This window comes from Prosthecobacter sp. (assembly GCF_044373815.1).
Classification (GTDB): domain Bacteria; phylum Verrucomicrobiota; class Verrucomicrobiia; order Verrucomicrobiales; family Verrucomicrobiaceae; genus Prosthecobacter.
In genome coordinates this window covers 1-4464 of the sequence record NZ_JBIPNG010000511.1, presented here as the reverse complement: position 1 = coordinate 4464, position 4464 = coordinate 1, and the positions used below count along the sequence as shown (strand labels likewise).

The 4464-nt window shown below is 59.8% G+C and carries 4 protein-coding genes; 2 read left to right on the top strand and 2 right to left on the bottom strand.

Features of this window, described 5'->3' with window-relative positions:
• Nucleotides 1–112: 112 nt before the first annotated feature.
• A complete protein-coding gene (locus tag ACIREA_RS27200) occupies nucleotides 113–928 on the bottom strand; it encodes a PP2C family protein-serine/threonine phosphatase (RefSeq protein ID WP_397385464.1) in 816 nt (271 codons plus the stop codon).
• Nucleotides 925–1323 carry a serine/threonine protein phosphatase gene (locus tag ACIREA_RS27195; RefSeq protein WP_397385463.1) on the bottom strand — a complete coding sequence of 133 codons (399 nt, stop codon included), beginning with the start codon at nucleotides 1321–1323 and terminating at the stop codon, nucleotides 925–927. Before ACIREA_RS27195 ends, ACIREA_RS27200 begins: the two co-directional genes overlap by 4 nt.
• Before the next feature lie 363 nt (nucleotides 1324–1686).
• On the opposite strand from ACIREA_RS27195, the gene ACIREA_RS27190 reads away from it, so the two are divergent.
• Together ACIREA_RS27190 and ACIREA_RS27185 are read left to right on the top strand one after the other, a co-directional pair.
• Nucleotides 1687–2703, top strand: a complete 1017-nt coding sequence (locus tag ACIREA_RS27190) for a glutamine synthetase beta-grasp domain-containing protein (protein ID WP_397385462.1) — start codon at nucleotides 1687–1689, stop codon at nucleotides 2701–2703.
• Between the two features lie 412 nt (nucleotides 2704–3115).
• Nucleotides 3116–4153, top strand: coding sequence for a P-loop NTPase (locus tag ACIREA_RS27185; protein ID WP_397385461.1), 1038 nt, complete (start codon nucleotides 3116–3118; stop codon nucleotides 4151–4153).
• Nucleotides 4154–4464 lie beyond the last annotated feature (311 nt).

Sequence of the window (4464 nt, the reverse complement as noted above, 5' to 3'; positions counted from 1 at the left end):
GTTCGCCACTTCCATCCAGTTTAGCCATCCCAAGCCGGGGGGAAGACAAACCCCCAAGCAGCGAGCTGAAGCTCGCGAGTACTTTAAACCAGCCTCACCGGGGGAAGCGGGGTCAGAGCATTTCGACGACGACGGCGCTGGCGTTGTCTTTGCCGGATTCGGCGACGGCGTATTCGACGATGGTTTTGGCGTCGTCTTTGGCGAGCATGTCGGCGATGCGGTGGTCCCAGATGCCGTCGATGACGCCGTCGGTGCAGAAGAGGAAGCGATCACCGGGCTCGCAGCCGACGGAGCCGATGTGGGGATCGATGTTCTGGCGTCCGGCGCCGAGGACTTGCATGAGGACGCTCTTGCGGGGGTGGGTGCGTGCCTGGCGCTCATTGAGCTCGCCTTTGCGGCGGAGCCAGCCGACGTAGCTGTGATCATGCGTGAGCTGCTTGAGGGGGCCGGCTTTGGGGAGGTAGTAGATGCGGCTGTCGCCGACGTGGGCGAAGTGGAGCCAGCCGGGGGTGAACCAGCCGAGGCTGAGGGTGGCGCCCATGCCACGGCATTCTTCGTAGTAGCGGCCGAGTTTGCTGAGCTCGGCGTGGATGCGGCTGATGAGTTCCTGGAGGACGTCGCCGTGGCCGATGGAGAAGTGCTGGGCGGACTGCTTGAAGCTGCGGGGGAGGAGCTGGGTGATTTTTTCGGCGGCGATCTTGCTGGCGAATTCGCCGGACTTGGCGCCGCCCATGCCATCGCTGACGGCGAAGACGAAGTCGCCGCTGTCGAGGCTGGCTTCGCCGACTTTGCCGAGGTAGCGGACTTCGTGGGCGTCAAAATTGAGGCACAGGAAGGTGTCTTCGTTGTTGGTGCGGACACGTCCGGGGTGGGTCATGCCGGACCAGCGGAGGTGGGTGGTGGGTTGGTTGGGGTTGGGATCGCTCATGCTGCAGGCTTCGGCGGCTCGTCGAGGATGGTTGCGAGCTCGAAATCGATGAGGCAAAACCTGCCGTCGGAGTTGCGGTAGGTGATGTTGCGGGCGAAGGCGTCGTCATGGCGGACGCCGTAGTTGCGCTCGAGGTCGCCGAAGAGTTCCTTGATGCGCTTGTCGCTGATGTGGGTGACGATGGAGCCGCAGTTGGTGGTGACGATTTTGAGCTCTGCGGGGTCGGATTCGAGAAGGCGGGGGACGTAGTCGCAGCCGCGTTCTTCGAGGAGTTTGAGGACGCGGACTTCGTTGTCGAAGCGGTCGCGGGCGTTGTGCCCTTTGAACTGTTTGTACACCTTGCCGTCATAGCCGATGTGCACGATGGCGCGGGCGGTGTTTTTGGCTTCTTTCATGGGGTGTTTGCGGTGATACCTTCCTGCTGGTGGGCGGGATGTGCAATGGTAAAAGGGGCAACGGAGGGGGAGCCGGAGGGGTGGCCGCAAAGAGGCGCAAAAAAAGGAGCAAAAAAGTGGCGAGAGTGGGCGGAGGAGGGCTATTGGAGGTGGTTGATGGTGGAGGGCCTGAGATCAAGAAATGAGGGGTGGGGAAATGGTGGGGGTTTGCTGATGTTTCGGAGGTCCTGAGGAAGCGGAATGAGTGCAAAAAGTTGAAAAAACATCTCGCGTGTGGCATAGAACATGCTCATTTCAACGGTGCTGCTGCTGGAGGAAAGGTTTCCAAAGGCCTTAGGCAAGACTCAATCCACACATTCAACCATGGCCAAATACAAACTCGAATATCTCTGGCTGGACGGTTATCAGCCTGTCCGCAACCTTCGTGGCAAAACTCAGATCAAGGAGTTCGCCAGCTTCCCGAAGCTGGAAGAACTGCCAGACTGGGGCTTTGACGGCTCCTCCACCCAACAGGCCCCTGGCGGCAGCTCTGACTGCGTGCTGAAGCCTGTGGCGGTGTTCCCGGACAGCAGCCGCAAGAACGGCGTGCTCGTCATGTGCGAAGTCTACAATGCCGACGGCACCCCCCACGCCTCCAACGAGCGCGCCACGATTCTTGACGATCCGGACGCCTGGTTCGGCTTTGAGCAGGAATACTTCCTGTATCAGGACGGCCGCCCACTGGGCTTCCCTGAGAACGGCTATCCTGCCCCGCAGGGTCCTTACTACACGGGCGTCGGTTACACGAACGTGGGCGACATCGCACGTCAGATCGTCGAGGAGCACCTTGACCTCTGCCTTGACGCTGGCATCAACCACGAAGGCATCAACGCCGAAGTGGCGAAGGGCCAGTGGGAATTCCAGATCTTCGGCAAAGGCTCCAAGACCTGCGCTGACCAAGTCTGGGTGGCCCGCTACATCCTGCAGCGTCTGTGTGAAAAGTATTGCGTGGACGTCGAGTACCATTGCAAACCCCTCGGAGCCACGGACTGGAACGGTTCCGGCATGCACGCCAACTTCTCCACGAAGTACATGCGTGAAACCGGCGGCGAGCCTTATTTCCTCGCCCTCATGGCCCAGTTCGAGAAGAACTGCGCTGAGCACATCGCCGTGTATGGCCCTGACAATCACATGCGCCTGACCGGTCTGCATGAGACGCAGTCCATCGACCAGTTCTCCTGGGGCATTGCTGACCGTGGCGCGTCCGTCCGCGTCCCGCACAGCTTCAAGAAAAACGACTGGAAGGGCTACCTGGAAGACCGCCGTCCGAACAGCCAGGGCAATCCATACGCGATCGCCAGCCGCATTCTCAAGACGATCTCCGAAGTGCCGAAGCCTTAATTGGCTGCCGAGACATTTCTCCACGAACGCCGCCTGGAAACAGGCGGCGTTTTTTTTGTGGGGGAAGGGGAGAGGCGGAGGGGGAAATCCGGAACGGGCTGCTGCGTAGCCGCGAAGCGAACCCCGAACTACAAACGAAGAATTGAGACTCTGTGCCTCTTTGGGTCTGCGGTGGTGAGTGCCTAGCGGAGCGATAGGATCGAGGGCGAGGTATCTGGCTCTGGGTAGCGCGAAGACCGGCTAAAGCCGGGACTACAATACGTACCTGGCTTGGCGCGCATGTCTTGGGGTGTGGCGGGGCGGCAGGATCGAGAACGAGAACGAGGATGAAGAGGCGGGGTAAGAGGAAGAGGAGGATAAAAATCGTTTCACTTTTGACTTCTCGCGCTAGTTGAGACGTATCCCAACCCCCATGCCCACCGAACAAGACATCCGCACCGCCCTTGGCAACGTCCGCTACCCTGGATTCAGCCGTGACATCATTTCGTTTGGCCTGGTGAAGGGCATTCAGATTGAGGGGAAGAATGTGACCATCGACATCTCGGTGGCGACGCGTGACTCGAACATCCCACGGCTGATCCATGAGCAGGCGATGGACGTGCTGAACAAGCTGGCGGGGATCGGCGAGGTGAAGCTGAATTTTGACATCAAGGACCCGCCGGGAGCGGGCGTGACGGCGTCTGAGAAGCTGGGCAAGTCGAGCATCCCCGGAGTCAAGAAAGTGATCGCCATCGCCTCCGGCAAGGGCGGCGTGGGCAAGAGCACGGTGGCCTCGAATCTGGCGATCGCGATGAGCAAGAGCGGGCTGCGCGTGGGCCTGTGTGACTGCGATTTGTACGGGCCGAGCATTCCGCACATGTTTGGTACAGATGAGAGGCCGTATCAGAATGATGAGCAGCAGATCGTGCCGGTTGAGAAGTATGGCGTGCAGCTGATCTCGATGGGATTTTTGCTGGATGATGGCTCGCCGGTGATCGTGCGCGGACCGATCGCGACGCGATACACGCAGCAGTTTCTGCGGCAGGTGGCGTGGGATAATCTGGATGTGCTGGTGCTGGATCTGCCGCCGGGCACGGGGGACATCCAACTGACGATCGTGCAGACGGTGTCGCTGGACGGAGCGGTGATCGTGACGACGCCGCAGGAGGTGGCGCTGATCGATGCGCGCAAGGCGGTGGGGATGTTTCAGAAGGTGAATGTGCCGATCCTGGGGATCATCGAAAACATGAGCTACTTCCTGTGCCCGAGCGACGGGCAGGTGTACCACATCTTTGGCAAGGGCGGCGGTGAGCATGAGGCGAAGCGCCTGGGCGTGCCGCTGCTGGGGCAGATCCCGATCGAGATGCACGTGCGTGAGTGCGGCGACGAGGGGCACCCGATTGCGCTGGAGGATGCGGAGAAATCGGCGTCTTCGAAGGCGTTCCGGGAGATTGCGGCGAAGCTGAAGTAGTGCGGGCTGTCCTGACTGGGCAGAACCATGCAGGCTGGTAAAAGATGGGGGGTAAAAGATGTTTCTGAATTTTGGATTCAGGCATTTTTTACCCCCCGTATTTTTTAGCAGCTTTGATGCATGCCACGGAATGCATGGAAATCAGAGGCTGGATCTGATTCCGTGTATTCCGTGGTTTGAGCTGATTGGAAAAAGGGTGCTTGAGTCGCGGGCTTACGATGAATCTCGCCTTCTGTGAAAAAATTCCCCAAGATGGGGGAATGTCAGACGTGATGCCCGCCGAACACACTCCCATGAGCGAACCGCACGAC

Coding starts and splice junctions, on each gene's coding strand:
- ACIREA_RS27185 (WP_397385461.1), top strand. CDS start 3,116: ATGCCCACCGAACAAGACATCCGCACCGCCCTTGGCAACGTCCGCTAC.
- ACIREA_RS27195 (WP_397385463.1), bottom strand. CDS start 1,323: ATGAAAGAAGCCAAAAACACCGCCCGCGCCATCGTGCACATCGGCTAT.
- ACIREA_RS27200 (WP_397385464.1), bottom strand. CDS start 928: ATGAGCGATCCCAACCCCAACCAACCCACCACCCACCTCCGCTGGTCC.
- ACIREA_RS27190 (WP_397385462.1), top strand. CDS start 1,687: ATGGCCAAATACAAACTCGAATATCTCTGGCTGGACGGTTATCAGCCT.